Origin of the sequence: Streptacidiphilus anmyonensis (assembly GCF_000787855.1) — a bacterium.
In the GTDB taxonomy this organism is placed as follows: Bacteria; Actinomycetota; Actinomycetes; order Streptomycetales; family Streptomycetaceae; genus Streptacidiphilus; species Streptacidiphilus anmyonensis.
Genome location: NZ_BBPQ01000065.1, coordinates 16,657 through 37,781, shown reverse-complemented (window position 1 = coordinate 37,781; position 21,125 = coordinate 16,657). Strand labels below are relative to the sequence as shown.

The following is a 21,125-nucleotide window of genomic DNA, read 5'->3' as shown; positions in this document are numbered from 1 at the left end:
TGGTCCACACCCACGGTGGTTTAGACCACGTGGTGTAGACCATTCTTAGCACGGCTTTACCGGAGCGGAGCGTTCCGTGTCGGAGTTGTGATGTTATGCGCAATCCTCGTCCTGCGGGAGGTCAGTCTCGGATGTTGGCGGCCTCCAGCTCGTCGGCGTCCTCCTCGCGACCAGGGGTTTTGATGTCGAACCTGGTGATCGCGAACCGGAACAGGCCGTAGTAGACGACGGCGAAGACCGCGCCCACCGGCAGGATCAGCCAGGGCTTGGTGGCCAGGTTCCAGTTGAGCGCGTAGTCGATCAGGCCGGCGGAGAAGGTGAAGCCGTCGTGCACGCCGAGCGCCCAGGTGACGGCCATGGAGACGCCGGTGAGCAGTGCGTGGATGCCGTACAGGACCGGCGCGAGGTAGGCGAAGGAGAACTCGATCGGCTCGGTGACGCCGGTGATCATCGAGGTGAGGCCCAGCGAGACCATCATGCCGGTCACCTCCTTGCGGCGGCTCGGCTTGGCGCAGTGGGCCATGGCGAGCGCGGCGGCCGGGAGGGCGAACATCATGATCGGGAAGAAGCCGGTGGTGAAGATGCCCGCGCTCGGGTCGTGGTGCAGGAAGCGCGGGATGTCGCCCTGGTAGATCTGGCCCTGGTAGTACCAGGTGCCGTACTGGTACCACACGTAGGTGTTGATCAGCTGGTGCATGCCGATCACCACCAGCAGGCGGTTGGCGACGCCGAAGATGCCCGATCCCAGCCAGCCCAGGCTGGTCAGCCAGGTGCTGAAGTGGTCGAGCGCGTTCCCGATCGGCGGCCACAGGTTGACGAAGACGACGGCCAGGACCAGGCCGACGCCGGACATGATGATCGGGACCAGGCGGCGGCCGTTGAAGAAGCCGAGCCAGTCCGGCAGCCGGGTGCGGTGGTACCGCCGCCAGAGGTAGGCCGTGAGCAGGCCGAGCAGGATGCCGCCGAGGACGCCGGGGTTCTGCCCGGGGTAGGGCAGGTGGCCGGCCAGGCCGTCCTTGGTCGGGAAGGCGTCGAGGACGGCACGGTAGACCAGGAAGCCGGCGACGGCCGCGAGCGCCGTCGAGCCGTCCGACTTCTTGGCCATGCCGATGGCGACGCCGACGCAGAAGAGCAGCGGCAGGCCGATGTAGGCGCCGAGCAGGGCGCCGCCGGCCGCGGCGAAGACCTTGGCGACGTTGTCCCAGCCCAGGCCCTGGTTCCCGAAGACGTCCGGCTGGCCCAGCCGGTTCAGGATTCCGGCGGCGGGGAGGACCGCGACGGGCAGTTGCAGGCTGCGGCCCATCTTCTGCAGGCCGCTGTAGAACCGCTGCCAGGCGGTGGGTCCCGCGACGGCCTGCGCCGAGCTCATCTCGACTCCTCTCCCCTCTCCCCGCGTTTGGCCGGGGCCGTCAAGTGGTGTAGACCATTCAGGTGTGAGGCGTGCCCGACAGTGCACATCCTCGGACGGCTTGGTGATCTTCGCTCGCGAAGTTGAGCCATTAGTGCGTTGACGCGACAGACCGGGACGGCGCCCTGAAACTGGTGCTCCCGGCCCAGAACAGGAGAGACCAGATGGCCACGAAGGCTGAGAAGATCGTTGCCGGACTCGGCGGCATCGACAACATCGAAGAGGTCGAAGGCTGCATCACCCGCCTCCGTACCGAGGTCCACGACCCCTCCCTGGTCGACGAGGCCGCGCTCAAGGCCGCCGGGGCGCACGGGGTCGTCAAGATGGGCACCGCCATCCAGGTCGTCATCGGCACCGACGCCGACCCGATCGCCGCCGACATCGAGGACATGATGTGACGCGCTGACGACCCGTCGGCCCCGCCCGGCGACCGCCCCTCCGACCGGAGGGGCCGGCCGGGTATATCGGTCAAATCTCACCGCCCGGCTTTCGGTAGGGTCGGTGCCATGACTCGCATCGACGGCCGCAGCCCCGAAGAGCTCCGTCCCATCACCATCGAACGCGGATGGAGCAAGCACGCCGAGGGTTCTGTCCTGGTCTCCTTCGGAGACACCAAGGTGCTGTGCACCGCCAGCGTCACCGAGGGCGTCCCGCGCTGGCGGCGCGGCAGCGGCGAGGGGTGGGTGACCGCGGAGTACGCGATGCTGCCGCGCTCCACCAACACCCGCAGCGACCGCGAGTCCGTCCGCGGCAAGATCGGCGGCCGCACGCACGAGATCAGCCGCCTGATCGGCCGCTCGCTGCGCGGCGTGATCGACCTGCGCGCCCTGTCGGAGAACACCATCGCCCTGGACTGCGACGTCCTCCAGGCCGACGGCGGCACCCGCACCGCGGCGATCACCGGCGCCTACGTCGCGCTCGTCGACGCGGTCCGCTGGGCGCAGGCCAAGAAGATCACCCGGGCGAAGGCCGAGCCGATCGTCGGCGCGGTCTCCGCCGTCAGCGTCGGCATCATCGGCGGCGTGCCGATGACGGACCTCTGCTACGAGGAGGACGTCCGCGCCGACACCGACATGAACATCGTCTGCACCGGCGACGGCCGCTTCGTCGAGGTCCAGGGCACCGCCGAGGGCGCGCCCTTCGACCGCGACCTGCTGAACCAGTTGCTGGACCTCGGCCAGCTCGGCTGCGCCGAGCTCGACGCGATCCAGCGCAAGGCCCTGGAGGGGTGAGCGGCATGCGCAAGCTGGTCCTCGCGACCCGCAACGCCCACAAGGTCGGCGAGCTGCGCGCGATCCTCGGCGCGGCCGGCCTGGACGTCGACCTCGTCGGCGCCGACGCCTTCCCCGAGGTGCCGGACGTGGCGGAGACGGGCGTGACCTTCGCGGAGAACGCGCTGCTGAAGGCGCATGCGCTCGCCCGCGCGACGGGCCTGCCGGCCGTCGCCGACGACTCCGGGCTCTGCGTCGACGTCCTCGGCGGCGCCCCGGGCATCTTCTCCGCCCGCTGGGCCGGCCGCCACGGCGACGACCGCGCCAACCTGGAACTGCTGCTCGCCCAGCTCTCCGACATCGCCGACCCGCACCGCGGCGCGCACTTCGCCTGCGCGGCGGCGCTCGCCCTCCCGAACGGCGAGGAGCGCGTCGTCGAGGGCCGCCTGCGCGGCACCCTGCGCTTCGAGCCCGCCGGCTCCTTCGGCTTCGGCTACGACCCGATCCTCCAGCCCGACGGCTACACCGTCACCTGCGCGGAACTGACGCCGGACCAGAAGAACGCCATCAGCCACCGCGGCGAGGCCTTCCGCGCCCTGGCCCCGATCCTTCAGGACCTGCTGGGCTGACGCCCCCGCAGCCGCCGAGGCCCGCCGACGCGCGAAGGCCCGCCCCCGAGAGACTCGGGGGCGGGCCTTCGGCCTTCGATGTGAAGGTAATGCTTCCGTGCGGCTGGAGGGATTCGAACCCTCACGGTGTCACCACCACCAGGACCTAAACCTGGCGCGTCTGCCTGCTTCGCCACAGCCGCATGCAGGGACATCGTACTCAACCTCCCGGTCCGGTGTCTCCGAGGCCATGCCCCGGACGGTCGCACCCAACCGGTCTCAGCCCTGTGGTTGAGACCAATAGGACTAGGCCAGTTCAGGCTGTCATCGCGCTGAGCTGCCGCTTCGGTGAACCTTAAGTGCGCTTAAGTGACACGTTGCCAAATGGGGTCTTGACGGTCGGGGTTGGTCCAGGCCAATTTATCTGCGGGCGCAGTCGATACCTCGCGGAGGCAGCAGGCATGGAAGACAGACGTCCCGTACGAGTCAAAGCCGTGCTCGCGGCGTGTACCGCCGGACTGCTCGGGGTCGGCGGGCTGGCGCTGGTCGGCGGCGCCGCACAGGCGGCGAGCGGGCAGTTGCTGGCGAACGGCGGCTTCGAGACCGGCGACCTCGGCGGCTGGAGTTGCAGCGTCAACGACAAGGTGGTCACCAGCCCTGTCGCCGCCGGGAGTTACGCACTCTCCGGAACCCCCGCCGGGCAGGACGACGCGCAGTGCTCGCAGACCGTCGCGGTCGTGCCCGGCTCGACCTACACGCTGTCCGGGCAGGTCGAGGGGAACTACGTCTACCTCGGCGACACCGGCACCGGCACCACCGACACGAGCACCTGGACGCCGGGCGCGAGCAGTTGGAGCACCCTGTCCACCACCTTCACCACCGGCGCGAACACCACCTCGGTGACCGTGTGGGTCCACGGCTGGTACGGCCAGGGCACCTTCGGCGCCGACCAGTTGTCCCTGACCGGCCCGGCGCCGACCGGCGGGGGGACCTCCTCGCCCAGCGCGAGCGCCAGCGCTTCGACGAGCCCGAGCCCGAGCGCGAGTGCGAGCGCCAGCGCCAGCGCGAGCCCGACCGCGAGCCCGAGCAGCACGGGGACGACCCCGCCGCCCGTCGACACCGGGTTCCACCACCCCGTCTACTTCATGCCGTTGGACAACTCCCCGCAGGCTGTGTCCGACATCGTCGCCGGCTCCGGCGAGAACCAGTTCAACCTCGCCTTCGTCCTCGACTCCGGTGGCTGCACGCCCGCCTGGGGCGGCAACGCGAGCAACCCCGTCTCGTCCGACACCGCCGTCGCCGCCGACGTCAGCGCGATCCGGGCCGCGGGCGGCGACGTCGCCGTCTCCTTCGGCGGCTACAACGGGACCGAGCTCGGCTCGTCCTGCGGCAGCAGCTCCGCCCTGGCCGCCGCCTATCAGCAGGTCATCACGAAGTACAGCCTCAAGCGGATCGACCTCGACTGGGAGAACACCGCACTCGACTCCAACATGGCCGTCCGCTGGGGCGCCATCAAGCAGTTGGAGGCGGCGAACCCCAACCTCCTCGTCACGCTCACCATTCCGGCGACCACCGTCGGCCTGCCGGACACCGGGCGGGACGAGATCCAGCAGGCGATCAACGACGGCGCCCGGATCGACCGGGTCAACCTGATGGACTTCGACTTCGGCCTCACCAGCGGCACCCAGACCGCCGCCGCGGAGACCGTCGCCGCCGACACCGTCTCGCAGTTGCAGACGCTGTACGGCTGGAGCGCCGCCACCGCGTGGGCGCACCTCTCGGTGCAGTTGATGAACGGTCACACCGACCAGCCCAGCGAGCTGTACACCCAGTCGACCTTCACCGACCTGCTCGGCTACGTCCAGGCCAACCACGCCGCCGCGTTCTCCTACTGGGACGTCAACCGCGACCGCGCCTGCGACCCGAGCGTCCCGCACAACTGGGCCGACGGGGCCTGCTCCAGCGTGACGCAGAACCCCTACGACTTCACGAAGATCCTCACGCAGTACAACGGCTGACCCCACGTCAGTCACGAGTCCCCACCCGCGCCGGAGGGCCCCACACCCCGGCGCGGGTGGTCACCACCGCACCACCACCCCCACGACCCACGGAGTCGCTCCATGCACCAGCGTGCCCTGCCCCCACGACCCGCGGTCCCGGACCGGAAGTCCCGGCGCACCACCGCGCTCGTGACCGCCACCGCCCTCGTGGCCGGGACGGTCGCCCTCGCCGCCGGCCTGACCGGCGCAAGCGCCGCCGCGACCAACCTTGTGACCAACGGCGACTTCGAGACCGGCAACCTGACCGGCTGGTCCTGTTCCACGCTGGACTCGGTGGTCGGCTCACCGGTGCACGGCGGCAGCCACGCCCTCCAGGGCGCGGCCAACTCCAGCGACGACGCCCAGTGCACCCAGACGGTCGCGGTCCAGCCGAACACCACGTACACGCTCTCGGCCTACGTGCAGGGCGCCTACGTGTACCTCGGTGCGACCGGCACCGGCGTCAGCGCCAGCACCTGGACGCCGTCCAACAGCAGCTACGGCCAGCTGACCACGAGCTTCACCACCGGCGCGTCCACCACCTCGGTGCAGGTCTACACGCACGGCTGGTACGGCCAGGGTACCTACTACGCCGACGACGTCAGCCTGACCGGCCCGGCGGGCTCGGGCGGCGGCACCACCTCCGCCTCGCCGTCCGCGAGCGCGACCAGCGCCAGCCCGTCGGCGAGCGCCTCCGCCAGCGCGTCCCCGTCCCCGTCGGCGTCGGCGACCTCGGCGAGCCCGTCCGCGAGCGCCTCCGCCTCCGCCTCGCCGAGCCCCACCTCCACCAGCGGCGGCGGCACCGCCCCCGGCGGCGACGGCCTGGTCTCGACGCCGGGCGGCATCACCGCCAAGGTCACCAACAACGCGGTGACGCTGAGCTGGACCGCCTCCACGGACAACTCGCAGACCGGCGACACCCCCGGCTACTACGTCTACAGCGGCGCCAACCTGATGGCCACGGCCATGGGCCCGACGGTGACGGTCAGTTCGCTGCTGCCGAACACCAGCTACACCTTCACGGTGCAGGGCTACGACAAGGACGGCCACGCCTCCGCGCAGTCCACGCCGATCACCGTCACCACGGGGGCGGCGCCGACCGGCGCGATGAAGTCCGCGTACTTCGACCAGTGGTCGATCTACGGCAACGCCTACTACCCGAAGAACGTGGGCACTTCGGGCGCGGCTGCGGGGATGAAGGTCGTCACCTACGCTTTCGAGAACATCGACCCCACCAACCTGACCTGCTTCGAGACGGTCAAGGCCTCGGACTCCACCAACGAGTCGGACCCGAACGCCGGTGACGGGGCGGGCGACGCCTTCGCCGACTACCAGAAGTCCTACACCTCGGACATCTCGGTCGACGGCAGCTCGGACACCTGGTCGCAGCCGATCAAGGGCAACTTCAACCAGTTGCGCGAGCTGAAGGCGAAGTACCCGAACCTGCGGATCAACCTCTCCATCGGCGGCTGGACCTACTCGAAGTACTTCTCCGACGTGGCCGCCACCGACGCGTCGCGCAAGAAGTTCGTCTCCTCCTGCCTCGACATGTTCATCAAGGGCAACCTGCCGACGGGCGTCTCCGGTGACGCCTCCGGCGGCGCCGGCTCCGCGGCGGGCCTCTTCGACGGCATCGACATCGACTGGGAGTACCCGGCCTCGGCCGGCGGCCACACCGGCAACCACTACTCGGCCGCCGACACCGCGAACTACACCGCGCTGCTGGGCGAGTTCCGCAGCGAGCTGGACGCCTACGGCGCGACGGTGGGCAAGCACTACATGCTGACCGCGGCCCTGCCGTCCGGCCAGGACAAGATCGCGCTGATCCAGCCGGCCGCCATCTCCAAGTACCTGGACTACGGCGACCTGATGACCTACGACATGCACGGCGCGTGGGACTCGACCGGTCCGACGAACTTCCAGGACCCGCTGCACGACACCTCCAGCGACCCGAGCAACCCCATCGCCCCGGGAACCGCGAAGTACAACATCGACGAGACCATCAAGGCGTACACCACGGGTGACTCCGCCTACGGCATCACCGGCGGCTTCCCGGCGTCCAAGCTGGTCCTCGGCGTCCCGTTCTACTTCCGCGGCTGGACCGGCGTCCCGGCCGGCAGCGACTACGGCCTCTACCAGTCGGCGACCGGCGCGAGCCCGGCCCAGACCTACACCCAGGAGGCGGGCATCGCCGACTGGAAGGAGCTGGCGGCCAAGGGTCTGACGACCGGTTCGACGGTCCACTGGGACCCGACCACGCAGAGCTCGTGGATCTACGACGGCACGAACTTCTACACCGGCGACACCCCGCAGGCGATCACCGCGCGCGGCCAGTACGCCACCACCAACGGCCTGGGCGGCATCTTCGCCTTCAGCTTCGAGGGCGACGACGCCTCCGGCTCGCTGATCAACGCGATGAACAGCTCCATGCAGTAAGCAGCACCAAGCAGCAGGACGCGAAGGCCCCGGCGGCGCGCCGGGGCCTTCCCGCATGTCGGGATCAGATCTTCAGGTCCTTGATGAGCTTGGCGACGTGGCCGGTGGCCCGCACGTTGTAGAAGGCGTGCTCGACCTTGCCCTGCTCGTCGACGACGAAGGTGGAGCGGATCACGCCGGTGACGGTCTTGCCGTACATCGTCTTCTCACCGAAGGCGCCGTAGGCCTGGAGCACCTCCTTCTCGGGATCGGCCACCAGGGTGACCTTCAGGTGCTCCTTCTCGCGGAACTTCGCCAGCTTCTCGGGCTTGTCGGGGGAGACGCCGATGACGTCGTAGCCGGCCTCCGCGAGCGCGTCCAGGTTGTCGGTGAAGTCGCACGCCTGCTTGGTGCAGCCCGGCGTCAGCGCGGCCGGGTAGAAGTAGACGACGACCTTGCGGCCGAGGTGGTCGGCGAGGGAGACGGGCTTGCCGTCCGCATCGGGCAGGGTGAAGGCGGGAGCGGCGTCGCCGGGGGAAAGTCGGGCACTCATGCTGCGACGGTACCGCCCCCGCCCGCTCCCTGCGGTGTACCAGCCGGGGTGCCGCTGCGCACGGCCGGGCGCGACCTGACAGACTGTCCAAGAGCAGTAGCAGTCGGCGAGCGAGCGAGAGAGGGTGTCCTCGTGGGCGAGGTCAGCACCAGGGACGAGAGCCGGGACCGGCGGAGCGCGGCCCAGATCGAGGCGGACATCGCCCGTACGCGCGCGCAGCTCGCGGCGACGCTCGACGAGCTGGCCGTGGCCGTCCACCCCTCCACGATCATGAACGAGGCGAAGGCCCAGGCCAAGGGCGCCGTCGACCGTACCGTCGGCCAGGCGTTCGTCGCGGTGAACCGGGGCGTGGAGCAGCTCAAGGCGCAGTTCGTGGACGAGAAGGGGCGGCCGCGCAAGGAGCGGATCGTCCCGGTGGCGGCGGTGGCCGGCGCGGTCGTGATCGGCCTGGTGCTGATCCGCCGCAAGAAGTAGCCACCGGCTGCCTGTACGGTTTCAGGCGTGAACGCGGACGAGACTGTGGCGGACGGGACTGTGAGCAAGAAGCACGACTCATCCTTCGGCGAGAAGCTGCCGATCCGGATGCTGCACGACCGCGTCCTGGTCCGCACCGAGGGCCTGGAGGGCGAGCGCCGGTCGACCGGCGGCATCCTCATCCCGGCGACCGCCGAGCTTTCTAAAAGATGCGCGTGGGCGGAGGCCGTGGCCGTGGGCCAGAACGTGCGCAGCATCGAGCCGGGTGACCGGGTCCTGTACGACCCGGAGGACCGCGCGGAGGTCGAGGTGCGGGGCACGATCTACGTGCTGCTGCGCGAGCGCGACATCCACGCGGTCGCGTCCGAGCGGGTGAGCGACGCCGACGGCACCAGCACGGGGCTGTACCTGTAGCGCTGTGGCGAGGGCTGACCGAGGGGCCCGTCCACGGGACTTGACCCGATGGACGGGCCCTTCGGCATGCCCCGGCGGGCATCCGTCCCGACGCCGAGGACTGCGGCAGCATCCGCCCACCCCCGCCCGGCGTACTCGCCGAGCGGCGCGGCGTGGGACCTCCTAGGCTCGCGATGACAGAGCGTGGTCGACAGCTACGTAGAGTGCATAGCTGTCCCGCGCTTGAGAGATCAGGAGAGATCAGCATGCGCTGTCCCGGTATAGCCGCCGCATTGGTGGCGAGCGCCGTCGTCGTCGCCGTGACCGCTCCCGCCGCGGGCGCGGCCGGCCTCAAGCCCGCGCCGCGCGTTCAGCCGGGGGGCACCCACGCCGCCCCGGTCCACCTCCACCCGCTCACCCACGCGGCTTCCAAGCCGGCGCCGGCGCGGAACAGCGCCCAGCAGGGGAAGCAGCGTGTCCCGCTGCCCCCTCCCCCCTCGTTGAGCATCGCCAAGTCGCACGACGGCGAGTTCCACCGGGGTCAGCACAACGCGCTGTACACGATCACGGTGTCCAACTACGGCCCCGGCTTCTCCTCCCCGATCGCGTTCCTGACGGTGCGCGACACGCTCCCGGCGGGTCTGACGGCCACCGCGATCAACGGCGCGGGGTGGTTCTGCTCGCTGCCCACGCTCACCTGCTCGCGCCCAGGCCCGCTCGCCCCGAACACGCAGTACCCGCCGATCTACCTGCTGGTCGACGTCGCCGACAACGCGCCCGCGCTCGTGACCAACGCGGCCACCCTGTCCAGCAGCAGCCGCTTCGACCTGCTCGCGCCGGTCACGGTGCTCGACCCGACGAAGGTCAAGCGGGGCGACGAGGATGCCGACGGGCCCCACGGGAAGCCCGCGTCGGTCAACGTCACCGTCGTCAACCAGAACAACAACAGCGCGCGCAACTCGAACCACAACAGCGCCGGCGCCAAGGCCAAGGCGAAGGCGGACGTGAAGGTCAGTCGGACCACGCACGTCACCCACATCACCAACGTGGTCAAGCCACCGCGTCGCCACTGCCGCCACCACTGACCCTCGTCGCACGCGCCGAGCCCGGACAGCCCGCCCGCATCCACCCGGATCGGGCGGGCTTCCTCGTCCTTCGAAGGACGCACCGGCGGGGCGGGCGGGAGCCGCGGGCCCGCGGCGGGACAATGCGGCATGGCCGCGAGAACCGACGTTGCGAATGGCCCGCCCGCGATGGCGGGCGCCGCGAGGCTCGTCCTGCTGACGCTTGCCTCGGGGCAGTTCCTGATGGCGCTCGACAGCTCCGTGATGAACGTGTCGATCGCCACGGTGGCCAAGGACGTGGGCACCACGGTGACCGGGATCCAGGGCGCGATCACCGCCTACACCCTGGTCATGGCCGTGCTCATGATTCCCGGCGGCAAGGTCGGCGCGATCATCGGCCGCAGGCGCGCCTTCATGATCGGGTGCGTCGTCTACGGCTGCGGCTCCCTCACCACGGCCGTCGCCCCCAACCTTCCGGTGCTGCTGCTGGGTTGGTCGTTCCTGGAGGGCGTCGGCGCGGCGTTGATCCTGCCCGCGATCGTCGCGCTCGTCGCCGCGAACTTCGGGGAGCGGCAGCGTCCCGCCGCCTACGGACTGGTGGCGGCTGCCGGAGCCGTCGCGATCGGGCTGGGGCCGCTCATCGGCGGCATCGCGACCACGTACTTCTCCTGGCGCTGGGTGTTCGCGGGGGAGGTCGTCGTGGTCCTCGGCATCCTGCTGCTCGCGCGTCACGTGGCCGACGCGCAGCCGGACCGGCGTCCCCGGGTCGACGTCGTGGGCGCGGTGCTGTCGGCTCTCGGGCTGGGCGGTTTCGTCTACGGGGTGCTCCGCTCCGACGAGTGGGGCTGGTTCACTCCGAAGCCCGGCCAGCCGTCGTGGTTCGGGGTCTCGCCCGTGGTCTGGCTGATGCTGGCGGGCGTGCTCGTGATATGGCTGTTCTTCCGCTGGGAGGCCCGCCTGACGCGGCAGGGCCGGGAGCCCCTGGTGGACCTGGACATGCTGCGCAACCGGCAGCTCTCCGGCGGCCTGACGATGTTCTTCTTCCAGTACCTGATCCAGATGGGCGTGTTCTTCGTCGTCCCGCTCTACCTGTCCGTCGCGCTCGGCCTCTCCGCGCTCGGTACCGGGGTCCGCATCCTGCCCCTGTCGCTGGCGCTTCTCCTCGCGGCGGTCGGCATCCCCCGTCTGCTGCCGGAGGTGTCCCCCCGGCGCGTCGTACGGCTCGGACTGCTGACGATGATCACCGGCGCGGTGGTGCTGATGGCGGCCCTGGACACCACCTCGGGAGCGGAGGTCACCACAGTGCCGCTGCTGCTGGTGGGCCTGGGCATGGGAGCGCTCGCCTCCCAGCTGGGGGCGGTGACCGTCTCCGCGGTGCCGGACGAGATGAGCGCCGACGTCGGAGGCGTCCAGAACACCGTCACCAACCTCGGTTCCTCCATCGGCACGGCGCTCGCCGGGTCGATCATGATCGGGGTGATGACCGCGTCCTTCCTGAGCAACATCGAGCAGAGCCCGGCGATCCCCGCCCAGGCCAAGAGCCAGGTCTCGGTGCAGCTCGCGGCCGGCGTCCCGTTCGTCTCGGACGCCCAGCTCCAGGCCGCGCTCGACAAGGCCGGGGCGCGGTCGGAGGCGAGCCGGGCCGCTCTCGACGCCTACGCCGACGCCCGGATCGACGGCCTCAAGGCGGGCCTGGCGATCCTCGCGTTCGCCGGGCTCCTCGGACTGTTCTTCGTGCAGCGGATGCCGACGACCCAGCCCGGATCCGCGCGCCGTTCCGACGGCTGACACCCCGGGGGGATCGGGAGGCCGGGGCTCTGGGCCGCGACCGGCTGCGGTGGCGACCCGGCGGCGGGGCGTCCACGCTGGAGGTATGTCCACGGGCAGAGGTGGGCCCGACCGTCGTGGGGTCCGGGCCAAGGTCGAGGCGCAGCGGGCCGCCGAGCGGCGTGCCGAGCGCAGGCGGCGGGTGCTGATCGCCGCGGGCGCGGTGGTCGTCGTGGGAGGGATCATCGCGGTGGTCGTGGTGAACTTCCCGAGCTCCTCCAGTTCGTCCGGGACGGGGCCGGAGGGCATCGCCCTGCAGAGCGGACCGGTGCTGGCGTCGGTGAGCTCCGCCGCGAGCGGGCAGACCGTCGACGGCATCTCCTGCGACGCCAGCGAGCAGGTGGCCTACCACATCCACTCCCACCTGGCGGTCTACGTGAACGGCCAGCAGCGCAGCGTCCCGTACGGCGTCGGCGTCGTCCAGCCGGTGCCGTCGACCGTGAACGGCGGCACCTTCGTCTCGGCGAGCCAGTGCTACTACTGGCTGCACACCCACGCCCAGGACGGCATCATCCACGTCGAGTCCCCGAGCCAGAAGCAGTACACCCTCGGGCAGTTCTTCGACATCTGGAAGCAGCCGCTGTCCGCGAACCAGGTGGGGCCCGCCACCGGACACGTCACCGCCTACGTGAACGGCAAGGCGTTCACCGGCGACCCGCGGACCATCACGCTCCAGGAGCACGAGGACATCCAGCTGAACGTCGGCGAGCCGCAGGTGTCGCCGCAGCCCGTCGACTGGTCGCACGCGCAGCTGTGAGGCGACGGCGCTTCGTGCGACCCGGCTGTCTCGTCGATCACAGGCCGGGTGGAGGGCCCCGGTTGGGCGTAGAGTCCGGGGCATGAGTGAGCACTTTGATGTGGTGGTGCTGGGGGCCGGTCCCGGCGGTTACGTGGCCGCGATCCGGTCCGCGCAGCTGGGTCTGACCACGGCGATCGTGGAGGAGAAGTACTGGGGCGGCGTCTGCCTGAACGTGGGCTGCATCCCCTCGAAGGCATTGCTGCGCAACGCCGAGCTGGCGCACCTGTTCACCCAGGAGGCCGACACCTTCGGCATCCGTGTCGACGGCAAGGTGAGCTTCGACTACAAGGCGGCGTTCGAGCGCAGCCGCCAGGTCGCGGACGGCCGCGTCAAGGGCGTCCACTTCCTGATGAAGAAGAACAAGATCCGGCAGTTCCAGGGCCGCGGCCACTTCGTCGACGCCAACACCCTGCAGGTCGCCCTCGTCGAGGGCGGCACCGAGACCGTCACCTTCGACCACTGCATCATCGCCGCCGGCGCGACCACCCGCCTGCTGCCGGGCACGCAGCTGAGCAGCCGCGTGGTCACCTACGAGGAGCAGATCCTCAGCGACTCCCTGCCCGAGAGCATCATCATCGCGGGCGCGGGCGCCATCGGCGTCGAGTTCGCCTACGTGCTGCACAACTACGGCGTCAAGGTCACCATCGTCGAGTTCCTGGACCGGATGGTCCCGCTCGAGGACGCCGAGGTCTCGGCGGAGCTGGCCAAGCGCTACCGCAAGCTCGGCATCCAGGTGCTCACCTCGACCCGGGTCGACTCCATCGACGACAGCGGCGAGAAGGTCCGCGTCACCGTCACCGGCAAGGACGGCGCCCAGCAGGTGCTGGAGGCCGACAAGGTGCTGCAGGCCATCGGCTTCGCCCCGCGCGTCACCGGCTACGGCCTGGAGAACACCGGCGTGAAGCTGACCGAGCGCGGCGCGATCGACATCGACGAGTACTGCCGGACCAGCGTGCCGCACATCTTCGCGATCGGTGACGTGACGGCCAAGCTGATGCTGGCCCACGCCGCCGAGTCCATGGGCGTCATCGCGGCCGAGACCATCGGCGACGCGGAGACGATGTCGCTGGAGTACGTGATGATCCCGCGTGCCACCTACTGCCAGCCGCAGATCGCCAGCTTCGGCTGGACGGAGGCGCAGGCGCGCGAGCAGGGCTTCGACGTCAAGGTCGCCAAGTTCCCGTTCACCGCGAACGGCAAGGCGCACGGCATCGGCGAGCCGGGCGGCTTCGTCAAGATCATCGCTGACGCCAAGTACGGCGAGCTGCTCGGCGCCCACCTGATCGGCCCGGACGTCACCGAGCTGCTGCCGGAGCTGACGCTGGCCCAGCAGTGGGACCTGACCGTCAACGAGGTGGCCCGCAACGTCCACGCCCACCCGACCCTGGGCGAGGCCGTCAAGGAGGCCATCCACGGCCTGGCCGGTCACATGATCAATTTCTGACCCGGCCCGGCAGCGGGCGGAGGGTCCGAAACGGGAGGGCACGGAGCCGACGGCTCCGTGCCCTCCCGTGCGTTCCGGGCCCGGCCGGACTACGGCGTCTTGACCGCGTGCCGCGGGAACAGGATGTTCCCCTGCGGGTTCTGCGGTGAAGGCTGCGTGGTCGGGTTCGACGGCGTCGGGTTGGGGGTGACCGGCGGCGTCCAGGGCGGCGTCGACGGCGTCTGGGTCGGGTACGGGTTGACCGGGGTCTGGCTCGGCGGCGCGCTCGGCGTCGGGTTGGCCGGCGTCGTCGCCGACGGGCTCGGGGTGGTCGAGGGCGTGGTGACCGGCGGGACGTAGTAGCTGCCGGTCTGCAGGTCGAAGCTCTCGTAGGGGAGGCCGGACAGGGCCTGCTCCATGTAGTTCGTCCAGATCTCCGTCGGGTAGGAGCCGCCGTTGACGCGGGTGATGCCCGCGGCCGTGCCCAGGGACAGGCGCCTGGAGTCGCCCTGCTGGGCGAAGAGCCCGACCGTCGTGGACAGCTGCGGCGTGTAGCCGGTGAACCAGGCGGACTGGTTGTTGTCGGTGGTGCCGGTCTTGCCCGCCGCCTCGCGGCCCAGCGCCTGGGCGGCGTAGCCGGTGCCGTTGTTGATGACGCCCTGGAGCACCTGCGTGACAGTGTCCGCGACGCTGCGGTTGAACGCCTGCTGGTGTGTGTGCTGCGGCATCGTCTTCGCCTCGCCGTCGTGCGTGACCGACTGCACCGACCACGGGGCGATCTGCACACCGTGGTTGGCGAAGGTCGCGTACGCGGCCGCCACCTGGACCGCGTTCGGCTCGGCGGTGCCCAGCGCGATCGAGGCGTTCGCGGCGCTCATGCCGGGGGTGTCAGAGGGGAGCCCGGCGGCGATCGCGGCGGCGCGGACCTTGTCCAGGCCGACATCGGCGGCCAGCTGTGCGAACACGGAGTTGACCGACTTCGCCATCGCCGAGCTGACGCTGATCTGGCCGTAGTTGACGTTGTCCTCGTTCGGCGGGCTGTACGAGGCGACATTCGGCGGGAGACCGACGACCTGGCGGCCGCTGGTGCCGTCGTACGTCGTGTAGGGGGTGATCGTCCGGCCGTCCTGCGTGGTGGCGTGGTTCTGCAGCGCCGCCGCGAGGTCGAACGCCTTGAAGGTCGAGCCGATCTGGATGTCGGTGCGCAGCGCGTCGTTGTACGGCTGGCTCACGTAGTCGGGGCCGCCGTAGGCCGCCATCACCTTGCCGGTGGAGGGCTCGACGGACGCCGCTCCCGCACGGATGTACTTGGCCTTGGCCGAGTTGGACTTCAGGCTGTTCAACTCGTCCTTCACCGAGGAGGCCAGCGCGGTCTGGTCCCCCTTGTCGAAGGTGGTGACGATCTTCCAGCCGCCGCGCGCCAGCTCGTCGCGGGTCATGACGTTGTTGCTGAACAGGTAGTTGTCGGCGATGTCGACCAGGTAACCGGCCTGGCCCGACAGGCCCTTGATGCCGGTGGTCTGCTTGACCGCGGGGAACTTGGCCACGGCGCGTTGCTCCGGGGTCAGGTAGCCGAGCTTGGTCATGCCGTCCAGGACGTAGTTCCAGCGGTCCGTCGCGGCCTGCTTGCCGGCCGCGCTGGCGATGCCGACGTCGTAGGCGCTGGGAGCCTGCAGCAGGGCGGCCAGGTAGGCGCTCTGCTCGGCGTTCAGCTGGGAGGCGTTGACGCCGAAGTAGGCCTGCGCCGCGGCCTGCACGCCGTAGGCGTTGCGGCCGAAGTAGGAGGTGTTCAGGTAGCCGGCCAGGATGTCGCTCTTGGACTCGGTCCGGTCGACCTTGAGCGAGATGAAGAACTCCTTGATCTTCCGGCTGACCGTCTGGTCCTGGTTCAGGTAGTAGTTCTTCACGTACTGCTGGGTGATGGTCGAACCGCCCTGCACGCCCTGGCCACGCAGGGTGTCCCAGGCGGCGCGGGCCATGCCGGTGAGGCTGACGCCCTGGTTCGAGTAGAAGGTGCGGTCCTCGGCGGAGACGGCGGCCTGCTGCATCTGCGGCGAGATCTGGCTGAGCGGGACGATGGTCCGGTTCATCGTGCCGGTCTGGCCGATCACGGTCTTGCCGTCGGAGTAGTAGTAGATGTTGGCCTGGGCCACGGCGGCGGCGTTGGCGTTCGGCGGCTCCACGTAGAGGTAGATGCCGATGAAGGCGCCCACGCCGAGCACCACCGCGGTCAACAGGCCGCCGAGTGCCATCCGCCAGGTGGGGATGATCCGGCGGTACCAGGGGAGCGCCCTGCGCCTCGCCTTCCGCGCCGCCGTCCTGGCGCGGCGTCGATCGCGCCCGCTGGCGCCCATTCCGCCTCCTTCGGCCCGGTCCTCGGCCTCGAGAGTGCCGCCGGTCATGGGATTGGCGAGGCTGTCCGGATCGTCCATGCCCTTGTTGCTGCTGCCCATGTACGTCGTGCTCCGGTGGCTCTCGTCCGCTGACTCGTCTACTTGATCGTTAAACGCCCCAATCAGGGCATTCTGGTCTACTCTGCCGGATTGTCCCTTGGTGGGCGAATGGCGTACCCCGCTCGCGGGACCTTTGTGGCGGTGCTGTGACACTTCACGGCCCGTCTTCGCTACTCTGTGAGAGCGGCATCACACCGCACCACAACCGAAGAGCGATGGCATCAGCCCCTTCGTGGCACCCCCCCCGGGTGTCGACGAACGGGGCCATTTCGGCGTTCCCGCGTGACGGCGCGGGCCCGTCGCCATGCCTGTCGACAAGTCGACATCCGAGTCGGCAACCAGGCCGTACAGCGTTCGTACAGAAAGGAGTGTGATGTACGCCGCAGTCTGTCTCCGCAGCTTCCGGCGCTACTCCACCTACCGTGCCGCCACCTGGGCGCGGGTGTTCACCAACACCGTCTTCGGCTTCATCCTCACCTACACCTACATCGCCCTGTGGCACGTCCGCCCGCACCTCGGCGGCTACGACCTGTCCGCGGCGATCACCTACGTCTGGATCGGACAGGGGCTGCTCTCCCTCCTCGCGGTCGGGGACCTCGGTGCCCTCGCCGACCTGCAGACCCGGATCGCCAACGGCGACGTCGCCGTCGACCTGTTCCGCCCGGTCGACCAGCAGCGCTGGTGGCTCGCCGTCGACGCCGGCCGGGCCGGGTACCAGCTGCTGACCAACGCCCTGGTGCCGATGCTCGTCGGCGGACTCGCCTTCCATCTGCGCCTGCCACAGGGGTCGGCCGTCGACGTGGTCGCGGGCTGGGCCGCGACCGCCCTGGCCCTCGCGCTGGCACTGGTCGTCAGCTACGCGCTGCGCTACCTGGTCGCGCTGACCGGCTTCTGGCTGCTCGACCTGCGCGGCATCCAGCTCGTCTACTACCTGACCTCCTGTTTCTTCGGCGGCTTCTTCCTCCCCGTCACCGTCTTCCCGCCCGCGCTGGAGGCGGTGGCCCGCGCGCTGCCCTTCATCGCGGTCTTCCAGGTGCCCGCCGACGTCTTCCTCCAGCACGACGACGCGGCGGGCGCGCTCGGCGCGCTCGGGGTGCAGCTCGCCTGGGCGGTCGTGCTGCTCGGGCTCGGCCGGCTGGTCCAGTCCCGCGCGGTGCGGAAGGTGGTGGTCCAGGGTGGCTGAGACACGCTCCTTCGTGGGCGGCGGCGCGGCGCGGTGGGACGTGGTCCACGCGGTGCGCTGCTACGGGCACATCGTGCGGATGTGGATCCGGGCCGCGCTCGCCTATCCCGCCTCGTTCTGGATGACCATGGCCGGCAACCTCGCCGCCTCCGGCATGGACTTCGTCGTCATCGTCGTGATGTTCCTGCACACCCACGCCCTCGGCGGCTGGAGCCTGCCGCAGGTCGCCTTCCTGTACGGGACCTCCGGCGTCACCCTGGGGCTGGCCGACATCTTCGTCGGCAGCATGGACCAGCTCGGCGTGCGGGTGCGCGAGGGGTCCGTCGACACCGTCCTGGTCCGCCCGGTGCCCGCGCTGGCGCAGATCGCCGGGGACCGGTTCGCACTGCGGCGGATCGGCCGGGTCCTTCAGTCGGGTGCGGTGCTGACCTGGTCGCTGCTGCGGCTGGACCTGTCCTGGACGCCGCTGAAGGTCCTGGTCTTCGCCTCGCTGGTGCTGTGCGGGACGGTGATCTTCGGGTCCGTCTTCGTCGGCGGCTCGGCCTGTCACTTCTTCATGGCCGACGCCGCGGAGGTGCAGAACTCCTTCACCTACGGCGGCGCGACCATGCTGCAGTACCCGCCGACGATCTACGCCAGGGACATCGTGCGCGGCACCGTCTTCGGCGTGCCGCTGGCCTTCGTGAACTGGCTGCCCGCGCTGTACCTGCTCGGACGCGACGACCCGTTGGGCCTGCCGTCCTGGTTCCGCTTCGCCTCGCCCCTCGCGGCGCTGCTCTGCGCCACGGCGGCCGGGCTGCTGTGGCGCACCGGCCTGCGCTCCTACCGCAGCACCGGCAGTTGACGACAGATGACGACACCTCAGGGAAGGGCTTCCGACATGGACCAGACGCTGATCGAGGTCGAGGGCGTCACGAAGAGCTTCGTCGTGCGACGCCGGGCCGGGCGGCTGCGACGTACCCGGGAGGTGGTGAACGCCGTCGCCGGGCTGGACTTCACCGTCCGGCGCGGCGAGATGGTCGGCTACATCGGCCCCAACGGGGCCGGCAAGTCCACCACCGTCAAGATGCTGACCGGCATCCTGCTGCCCAGCACCGGCCGACTGCGGGTGGCCGGCGCCGACCCGGTGCGCGATCGGGTCCGGCTGGCGCAGCGCATGGGCGTCGTCTTCGGGCAGCGCACCACCCTGTGGTGGGACCTGCCGCTGCGCGACTCCTACGAGCTGGCCCGCCGCATCTACCGGATCCCGGCCGGGACCTATGCCCGCAACCTCGACCGCTGCGTCGAACTGCTGGAGCTCGGACCGCTGTTGGACGTGCCCGTGCGCCAGCTCTCGCTCGGCCAGCGGATGCGGGGCGACATCGCCGCCGCGCTGCTGCACGAGCCGGAGGTGCTCTACCTCGACGAGCCGACCATCGGCCTCGACGTCGTCAGCAAGCGCCGGGTACGGGAGTTCCTCGCCCAGACCAATGCGGAACGGGGCACGACCGTGCTGCTCACCACCCACGACCTGACCGACATCGAGCAGCTCTGCTCGCGGGTGATGGTCATCGACCACGGTCGCGTCGTCTACGACGGCGGGCTCGACGGTCTGCACCGGCAGGGGCGCAGCGAACGGACGTTGGTGGTGGACCTGGAGCGTGAGCTGCCGCCGATCGAGCTGCACGGCACCCGCCTGGTGCGCCGCGAGGGCACCCGGCAGTGGCTCGCCTTCCCCGCCTCGGCGAGCGCCGCGCCGCTGGTCGCGGAGCTGGCCGGGCGCTACGAGCTGCGCGACCTGTCCGTCCGGGAGCCGGAGATCGAGGACGTGATCGCGCGGATGTACGGGGAGGCGGAACGGACGGCCGCGACGGTCGCCCGGATCGGGTAGTCCCGGCCCCCGTTCCTGGTCCCCGTTCCCTCTTCCCCGTTCCCCGTCGGCGTTTGCCGTTCGCGTCCGGCGCGTCCGGCGCGTCCGCGTCTCGGTGGGCGGGGGCGGTCGGCGGGGTGGCGTAAGGAGCAGATAAGGTCCCAGCTGTCCGTGTGTCAGATCGGCACGGGAACAGACCGTTCGATGGGGGACACCTCCGTGGCCACTCCGCCGCAGCCGCCCGGCAATCCGTACGGCGCGCCGAACCCGTACGGGGCGCCGGACCCGTACGGCCAGTCCAACCCCTACGGGCCGCCGCAGCCCGTGGCGCAGCCGCAGGGCCCGTACGACGCGATCCCGCAGCAGGCCGGCTACGGCTATCCCCAGGCGCCGGCGCAGCCCGGCATCCCGCAGCAGGCAGGCTTTCCCCCGCCGCCGGGCATGCCGCAGCAGCCCGGTTTTCCGCCGCCGTACGGGCAGCAGGCACCGATGGGCCAGCCGGGCTGGGGGCAGCCGAACGGGGTGAACTGCCGGTTCTGCGGCGGCTCCCCGGCGGTGGACGTCACCGTGCGCGCGCACCGCGGCATGATCTGGCTGATGACCTTCCGGTCGCTGAAGGGCCCGTTCTGCCGCACCTGCGGCACCGCGGCCATCCGCGACATGTCCGGCCAGACCCTGGTGCAGGGTTGGTGGGGCCTGGGCTCGGCGTTCATCACGCCGATCACCCTGCTCGTCAACCTGGTCTCCTATAACAAGATCAAGGCGCTGCCCGAGCCGGAGTACCGGCAGGGCCCGCCGATGGATCCGGGCAAGCCGCTGATGAACCGCCCGCAGGCGGCCGGTTTCGCGGTGCCCGTCATCGCGTTCCTGGCGCTGCTGGTGCTGATCGTCGCGGCCGCGTCGGGCGGCGGCAGCACGGACGACAGCGGCGGCAACCTCCCCGTCGTCACCGACTCGCCGACGGATCTGCCCACGGACTTCCCCACGGACCTGCCGACCGACACCGCGCAGCCGACCCTGCCCGCCGACTCGCCCAACGCCGGGTCCGGCGACTTCGCCGTCGAGGGCCAGTGCGTCAAGAACTACGGCAGCGACTCCAACCCCGATCTGCGCGTCGTCACCTGCGCGAGCGGGTCGTACTTGGTGGTCAAGAGGCTGACCGGCACCACGTCGAGCAGCGGCTGCCCGGCCACCGCCCCGACGACGTACACGCACACCGAGGAGGGCAACGACTTCGTGCTCTGCCTCAAGCAGTACGCCGCCTGATCACGGCTGATTGCGGTTGGTCCAGACCACGTGCAGCATGGTCCGCATGAATCGGAGCAGGCGGCGGCGGACCGGCCGCACGGTCGCGGCGACCGCGACGGCGGCGGCGCTGACGCTCGCCCTGGCCACCGGCTGCTCGCCGGGCGCCGCCGCGCCGAGC

At 70.4% G+C, this 21,125-nt stretch carries 18 protein-coding genes and 1 tRNA gene; 15 read left to right on the top strand and 4 right to left on the bottom strand.

What is annotated here, in order from left to right; all coding sequences use genetic code 11:
• Nucleotides 1-121 precede the first annotated feature (121 nt).
• Nucleotides 122-1,369, bottom strand: a complete 1,248-nt coding sequence (locus tag TR50_RS34170; RefSeq protein ID WP_042431443.1) for a PTS transporter subunit EIIC — start codon at nt 1,367-1,369, stop codon at nt 122-124.
• 203 nt (nt 1,370-1,572) lie between these two features.
• On the opposite strand from TR50_RS34170, the gene TR50_RS34165 reads away from it, so the two are divergent.
• From TR50_RS34165 to rdgB, 3 genes are all read left to right on the top strand, one after another.
• Entirely contained in the window at nt 1,573-1,806 is a 234-nt protein-coding gene (locus TR50_RS34165; RefSeq protein ID WP_042385714.1) for a PTS sugar transporter subunit IIB, read from the top strand.
• Between the two features lie 108 nt (nt 1,807-1,914).
• Nucleotides 1,915-2,640, top strand: a complete 726-nt coding sequence (gene rph / locus TR50_RS34160; protein WP_042431439.1) for a ribonuclease PH — start codon at nt 1,915-1,917, stop codon at nt 2,638-2,640.
• Nucleotides 2,641-2,645: 5 nt separating this feature from the next.
• Entirely contained in the window at nt 2,646-3,248 is a 603-nt protein-coding gene (gene rdgB, locus TR50_RS34155; RefSeq protein ID WP_042431437.1) for an RdgB/HAM1 family non-canonical purine NTP pyrophosphatase, read from the top strand.
• 98 nt (nt 3,249-3,346) lie between these two features.
• On the opposite strand, the gene TR50_RS34150 is transcribed toward rdgB, so the two are convergent.
• Nucleotides 3,347-3,430: transfer RNA gene (locus TR50_RS34150), tRNA-Leu, on the bottom strand.
• Nucleotides 3,431-3,688: 258 nt separating this feature from the next.
• On the opposite strand from TR50_RS34150, the gene TR50_RS34145 reads away from it, so the two are divergent.
• Complete coding sequence (locus TR50_RS34145; protein ID WP_042431435.1) at nt 3,689-5,245, top strand: carbohydrate binding domain-containing protein; 1,557 nt, start codon at nt 3,689-3,691, stop codon at nt 5,243-5,245.
• Between the two features lie 102 nt (nt 5,246-5,347).
• Complete coding sequence (locus tag TR50_RS34140) at nt 5,348-7,702, top strand: glycosyl hydrolase family 18 protein (protein WP_042431433.1); 2,355 nt, start codon at nt 5,348-5,350, stop codon at nt 7,700-7,702.
• A 64-nt stretch (nt 7,703-7,766) separates the two neighbouring features.
• Here the strand turns inward: TR50_RS34140 and bcp are convergent, their stop codons facing one another.
• Nucleotides 7,767-8,234, bottom strand: coding sequence for a thioredoxin-dependent thiol peroxidase (bcp, locus tag TR50_RS34135; RefSeq protein ID WP_042431431.1), 468 nt, complete (start codon nt 8,232-8,234; stop codon nt 7,767-7,769).
• A 132-nt stretch (nt 8,235-8,366) separates the two neighbouring features.
• Between bcp and TR50_RS34130 the strand changes: the two genes are divergently transcribed.
• From TR50_RS34130 to lpdA, 6 genes are all read left to right on the top strand, one after another.
• Nucleotides 8,367-8,708, top strand: coding sequence for a DUF3618 domain-containing protein (locus tag TR50_RS34130; protein WP_042431429.1), 342 nt, complete (start codon nt 8,367-8,369; stop codon nt 8,706-8,708).
• Between the two features lie 108 nt (nt 8,709-8,816).
• Entirely contained in the window at nt 8,817-9,122 is a 306-nt protein-coding gene (locus TR50_RS34125; RefSeq protein WP_042431477.1) for a GroES family chaperonin, read from the top strand.
• 245 nt (nt 9,123-9,367) lie between these two features.
• A complete protein-coding gene (locus tag TR50_RS34120) occupies nt 9,368-10,186 on the top strand; it encodes a DUF11 domain-containing protein (RefSeq protein WP_160311232.1) in 819 nt (272 codons plus the stop codon).
• A 168-nt stretch (nt 10,187-10,354) separates the two neighbouring features.
• Nucleotides 10,355-11,953: an MFS transporter gene (locus TR50_RS34115; RefSeq protein ID WP_236654709.1), complete on the top strand. Its 1,599-nt coding sequence runs from the start codon at nt 10,355-10,357 to the stop codon at nt 11,951-11,953.
• 85 nt (nt 11,954-12,038) lie between these two features.
• Nucleotides 12,039-12,749 carry a hypothetical protein gene (locus tag TR50_RS34110; RefSeq protein WP_052441668.1) on the top strand — a complete coding sequence of 237 codons (711 nt, stop codon included), beginning with the start codon at nt 12,039-12,041 and terminating at the stop codon, nt 12,747-12,749.
• An 82-nt stretch (nt 12,750-12,831) separates the two neighbouring features.
• A complete protein-coding gene (lpdA, locus tag TR50_RS34105) occupies nt 12,832-14,235 on the top strand; it encodes a dihydrolipoyl dehydrogenase (RefSeq protein ID WP_042431421.1) in 1,404 nt (467 codons plus the stop codon).
• An 89-nt stretch (nt 14,236-14,324) separates the two neighbouring features.
• On the opposite strand, the gene TR50_RS49900 is transcribed toward lpdA, so the two are convergent.
• The gene (locus TR50_RS49900; RefSeq protein WP_052441667.1) at nt 14,325-16,667 is read right to left on the bottom strand and encodes a transglycosylase domain-containing protein; all 2,343 of its coding nucleotides are present in this window, start codon (nt 16,665-16,667) and stop codon (nt 14,325-14,327) included.
• A 373-nt stretch (nt 16,668-17,040) separates the two neighbouring features.
• On the opposite strand from TR50_RS49900, the gene TR50_RS34095 reads away from it, so the two are divergent.
• The 4 genes from TR50_RS34095 to TR50_RS43205 all read left to right on the top strand — a co-directional run bounded on the left by TR50_RS34095 (nt 17,041) and on the right by TR50_RS43205 (nt 20,965).
• A complete protein-coding gene (locus TR50_RS34095; protein WP_042431418.1) occupies nt 17,041-17,850 on the top strand; it encodes an ABC transporter permease in 810 nt (269 codons plus the stop codon).
• 79 nt (nt 17,851-17,929) lie between these two features.
• Nucleotides 17,930-18,694 carry an ABC transporter permease gene (locus TR50_RS34090; RefSeq protein ID WP_084701449.1) on the top strand — a complete coding sequence of 255 codons (765 nt, stop codon included), beginning with the start codon at nt 17,930-17,932 and terminating at the stop codon, nt 18,692-18,694.
• Between the two features lie 36 nt (nt 18,695-18,730).
• A complete protein-coding gene (locus TR50_RS34085) occupies nt 18,731-19,720 on the top strand; it encodes an ABC transporter ATP-binding protein (RefSeq protein ID WP_174514883.1) in 990 nt (329 codons plus the stop codon).
• Nucleotides 19,721-19,903: 183 nt separating this feature from the next.
• Nucleotides 19,904-20,965, top strand: coding sequence for an LppU/SCO3897 family protein (locus TR50_RS43205; protein WP_052441666.1), 1,062 nt, complete (start codon nt 19,904-19,906; stop codon nt 20,963-20,965).
• The last annotated feature ends 160 nt before the right edge of the window (nt 20,966-21,125 follow it).

Coding starts and splice junctions, on each gene's coding strand:
- rph (WP_042431439.1), top strand. CDS start 1,915: ATGACTCGCATCGACGGCCGCAGCCCCGAAGAGCTCCGTCCCATCACC.
- TR50_RS34110 (WP_052441668.1), top strand. CDS start 12,039: ATGTCCACGGGCAGAGGTGGGCCCGACCGTCGTGGGGTCCGGGCCAAG.
- TR50_RS34145 (WP_042431435.1), top strand. CDS start 3,689: ATGGAAGACAGACGTCCCGTACGAGTCAAAGCCGTGCTCGCGGCGTGT.
- TR50_RS34090 (WP_084701449.1), top strand. CDS start 17,930: ATGTGGATCCGGGCCGCGCTCGCCTATCCCGCCTCGTTCTGGATGACC.
- TR50_RS34125 (WP_042431477.1), top strand. CDS start 8,817: ATGCTGCACGACCGCGTCCTGGTCCGCACCGAGGGCCTGGAGGGCGAG.
- TR50_RS34140 (WP_042431433.1), top strand. CDS start 5,348: ATGCACCAGCGTGCCCTGCCCCCACGACCCGCGGTCCCGGACCGGAAG.
- TR50_RS43205 (WP_052441666.1), top strand. CDS start 19,904: ATGGGGGACACCTCCGTGGCCACTCCGCCGCAGCCGCCCGGCAATCCG.
- TR50_RS49900 (WP_052441667.1), bottom strand. CDS start 16,667: ATGGGCAGCAGCAACAAGGGCATGGACGATCCGGACAGCCTCGCCAAT.
- bcp (WP_042431431.1), bottom strand. CDS start 8,234: ATGAGTGCCCGACTTTCCCCCGGCGACGCCGCTCCCGCCTTCACCCTG.
- TR50_RS34095 (WP_042431418.1), top strand. CDS start 17,041: ATGTACGCCGCAGTCTGTCTCCGCAGCTTCCGGCGCTACTCCACCTAC.
- TR50_RS34115 (WP_236654709.1), top strand. CDS start 10,355: ATGGCGGGCGCCGCGAGGCTCGTCCTGCTGACGCTTGCCTCGGGGCAG.
- TR50_RS34120 (WP_160311232.1), top strand. CDS start 9,368: ATGCGCTGTCCCGGTATAGCCGCCGCATTGGTGGCGAGCGCCGTCGTC.
- TR50_RS34085 (WP_174514883.1), top strand. CDS start 18,731: ATGGACCAGACGCTGATCGAGGTCGAGGGCGTCACGAAGAGCTTCGTC.
- rdgB (WP_042431437.1), top strand. CDS start 2,646: ATGCGCAAGCTGGTCCTCGCGACCCGCAACGCCCACAAGGTCGGCGAG.
- TR50_RS34170 (WP_042431443.1), bottom strand. CDS start 1,369: ATGAGCTCGGCGCAGGCCGTCGCGGGACCCACCGCCTGGCAGCGGTTC.
- lpdA (WP_042431421.1), top strand. CDS start 12,832: ATGAGTGAGCACTTTGATGTGGTGGTGCTGGGGGCCGGTCCCGGCGGT.
- TR50_RS34165 (WP_042385714.1), top strand. CDS start 1,573: ATGGCCACGAAGGCTGAGAAGATCGTTGCCGGACTCGGCGGCATCGAC.